Here is a 3,375-nt window from a genome sequence, read left to right as displayed (position 1 = left end):
ACACGAGCGGCAACGCGACCTGACAGACACGGAGTCATACCTCAGACTCCCACCAACACCCCTCTGCCGAGCACTTATTGAAATACGGGCCCCGGGCAGGCCGGTGTGCTGGCGTTCGGCCGCTTCGACCACGGTTGTGGCGAGCTGGTCGGCGCGGAGAACCTTGCGGTTTCGTAGCCAGGTCTCGAGGCGTTTCGTGCCGAGTCGGCGGATGGTTGCAGGGGTCTGGTAGCCCGTCAGCAGGGTCAGTGGGCCCTTGTTCGTGAGGTCCAAGTCCCGTTCCAGGCCAGGGAAGATGCCGGTCAACTGGGCCCTGAGCCGGTTGACGGTGCGGGTGCGGTCGGCGACGAGATCCATGCGGCGGCCGGTGAGGATCTTGAGGTCGGTGACGATGTCGTCGCCGGCGCGTAAGGGGTGCAGGTCGCGGCGGATGCGGACCTGGTCGGCGATGACAGCGGCGTCCTTGGCGTCGGTCTTGCCTTCGCCGCGGTAGCTCTCGGAAGCGCGGTGGATGGCCCGGCCGGAGATGTAGCGCAGTGGCTGGCCGTGGTGGAGGAGGAGCGTGATGGCCAGGGCGGCTCCGCCGTCGGCCAGGTCGATACCCCAGGTCACCTCATCGCCCAGGGCCAGGACGTCGGTGATGAGTTCGAGGAGTTCGGGCTCGTCGTTGGCGACGCACCGCGACAGCAGCCGGCGGCCGCTCTCGTCGATCGCGACGCAGTGGTGGTGGGTCTTGCCTGCGTCGATGCCGGCCCAGATCGCGGCCATCATGCCTCCGTGCGGTGGGGTGTGCTGGGTGCCTCCCGACGGACGACCTCGCTGTCGATTCCCTACGGAGCGATCATTCGCAATTCCTAATTGGCAGCCGAGTCGTCGTGGGGCGCCGGGCGGCCAATCAGTGCAAGCCATCTGGGGCAGAGCCTTTTGAACCACACCCGGCACCCCTGGGCGGGTCAACCATACGAAGGGCTCACTGCATCCCGCAGGACAACGTAGGGAAGGGCTCACCGCATCCCGCAGGACAACGTAGGGAGCCTTTTCGGCGTTGCTTCTCCAGGGTGAGGACCGCGGCGGCGATGTCCGTCATGCGGTTCGGGCTGCAGCGGCTCCGGCGGAAGATCCGCCAGGACTTCAGGCGGGCGACGCCTCGTTCGACGGGAGCGCGGGCCGGCTTGTTGGTCCCGGGCGCTACTGATCGACATGTTGCTGATGGGGGTCGGATGCGGCGGTGCTCGCGGAGGACGACAGGGCGTGGGGCTGAGGCGTTCCTGCCGGAGCCGGGGGTGTGGGCTCGCTGCGGTGAATCCACAGGACGGCTCCTGCAAGCAACACGGCGCCCCCCAGCAGCCAGGGCAGTGGGCCTGACGGAAGGACGCTGATGATCAAGCCGGTGAGAGCTCCCGCCAGTTGCAGGGCGAGAGACTGGACGGACAGCGCGGTGGCCCGGCCCGAACTTGCGACACGGCGGTGCAGGATGTCGTTCTCGCTCGGGCCCGCCGCGCCGAGCCCGAAGTAGACCAGGCCGTAGCCGACGATCGCCAGGATCATCGAGCCCACTCCCGTGGACGCCGTGGTGGCGGCGAGCAGAAGCAGGCCGCTCGCGCTCGCGCCGAGGCTCACCATGACAGCGCGCTCGCCGCTGCCCGCGAGCCGGGCGGTCAGCGGTGCGAGGTGGCTGCCGACGCCGGAGCAGACGAATCCGGCGCAGGCGAGTGCGGCGAAGAGCACCGCGCCCGACTCCGATGCACCGGTGAGGGCTGCGGCACGGCCCGGCGTGAGCAGTTCGATCGCGGCCACGGCGCTGCCAGCGGCCCCTGCGCTGAGGAGGACCCGGCGGACCAGCGCGTCGCGTCCGCCCAGCCGCAGTCCGCCCACGACGGTCAGCGGGACACCTCGGAGCATCTCGCGCAGGGTGGCCCTGGGCCGGGGCGACTCCCGCAGGCCTGTCAGGACGTACAGCACGAAGGCGATCTCGACCGCTGCGCCCAGGAGCAGCGGGGTGGAAAGGGGCAGTACCAGTCCGGAGGTTGCTTCGCTCAGTCGGGCGCCGAGGTCGGGGCCGAGTGCGAGCAGCCAGGGAAGGGTGCCGCCGAGCAGGGTGCCGGTTGCGAGTGCGGCGGATGTCGCGGAGGAGCCGCGGGCCAGTCCGATGTGCAGTTCGGCGCCGGGGCCGGAGTGTGCGTGGACGGTGTCGACGTACCAGGCTTCGGCCGGTCCGCTGGACAGTGCGCGACCCGCGCCCACCAGGGCCATGCCGAGTCCGAGCAGCCAGCCGGTGGTGCCCAGGCCCAAGAGGGTGAGGGCGGTCAGGTTCAGCAGGCCGGCGGCCGCCAGGACAGCGCGTCGTCCCAGGACGTCGGAAAGTCCTCCGGTGGGCAGTTCCAGTGCGGCGGCGGTGAGGGAGTGGGCGGCGAAGAAGCCCGCGATGGCCGGCATGGCCATGCCGCGCTCGGTGAACAGCAGGATCAGGGGAGCGATGGTCATTCCCAGCGGGAGCCAGAACAGAACGCAGACCGTGACGTAGCGGCAGCGTGCGGTACGTATGTCCAGCGGCCCGGTCATGACGCGCCCTCGGCCTCTGTCCCCGCAGGGGCGGAGGCGTCCGGTTGTGCGCCGGGGTCGCGCGGGGCCAGGGGAAGCCCGGCGGTGAGGAGCACGACCTGCGCAGCGCGCGGTTCTTCCGCATCGCGGGTGGTCAGTTCCTTCAGCTTCCGGTCGAGTGCCTCCCAGAGTTCGGTGAGCGACTCGGGGGTCAGACGGGGCATCAGGTCGCTTATCCCGGACGGCTCCACCCACTCCTGGCCCAGCCGTCCGTCGGCGATGTCTGCCTCGTGCCGGACGAGAGAAGCCTCCAGGTGCTGGATCTGGGCCCTGCGTGACAGGCTGACGTAGGCGCGGCTGCCCGGTGTGGCTTCCATTGCCTTGTTGCTCCAGGAGGTCACGGAGTGCACGGCCTGCCAGCGGCGCTCCCGCCCGTCACGGTGCTCGGCGTCGGCGACGAACGCGTACTTCGCCAGAACCCGCAGGTGATAACTGGTGGAGGCGGATGACTCCCCGGTCCTGACCGCGAGTTCACTCGCGGTGGCCGGGCCGTCCTGTCGCAGCATCCCGAGCAGCCGGATACGCAGGGGGTGTGTGAGGGCCTTCAGAGCTGCTGTGTCCTGCTCGGGATCGAGTACGCGTTTCTGCTTATCGCTGACCATGACGGGAGAGTAGAACACCCAAGAGGGTTTCCAAAAGAAGTTTTGCAGAAAGTTTTTTGGAATGTTGGCTGCTAGGAGGTGTCTTCAAAGGGTTCTGATGGGGAATCATGTGTCGCATGGTGCGTCGTCATGAACTGTCGGATCTGGAGTGGGAAGCGTTGTCCGCGCTGTT

3 protein-coding genes and 1 pseudogene are annotated in these 3,375 nt (G+C 68.7%); all 4 read right to left on the bottom strand.

The window, feature by feature from the left end; translation table 11 throughout:
• The coding region (locus tag AB0D48_RS37305; protein ID WP_362407788.1) for an IS110 family transposase at window positions 1-768 on the bottom strand (768 nt) is incomplete at its 3' end.
• Window positions 769-1,042: 274 nt separating this feature from the next.
• A pseudogene (locus AB0D48_RS37300) lies at window positions 1,043-1,168 on the bottom strand (IS5/IS1182 family transposase); the annotation flags it as partial.
• Window positions 1,169-1,188: 20 nt separating this feature from the next.
• Window positions 1,189-2,562, bottom strand: a complete 1,374-nt coding sequence (locus AB0D48_RS37295; RefSeq protein ID WP_362407785.1) for an MFS transporter — start codon at window positions 2,560-2,562, stop codon at window positions 1,189-1,191.
• Window positions 2,559-3,203 carry a helix-turn-helix domain-containing protein gene (locus AB0D48_RS37290; protein WP_362407782.1) on the bottom strand — a complete coding sequence of 215 codons (645 nt, stop codon included), beginning with the start codon at window positions 3,201-3,203 and terminating at the stop codon, window positions 2,559-2,561. Before AB0D48_RS37290 ends, AB0D48_RS37295 begins: the two co-directional genes overlap by 4 nt.
• Between the last annotated feature and the right edge of the window lie 172 nt (window positions 3,204-3,375).

It is taken from the genome of Streptomyces sp. NPDC048269 (genome assembly GCF_040652395.1).
In the GTDB taxonomy this organism is placed as follows: domain Bacteria; phylum Actinomycetota; class Actinomycetes; order Streptomycetales; family Streptomycetaceae; genus Streptomyces.
Note: the sequence above shows the minus strand (reverse complement) of the source record. Positions and strands in the feature narration are given on the sequence as shown.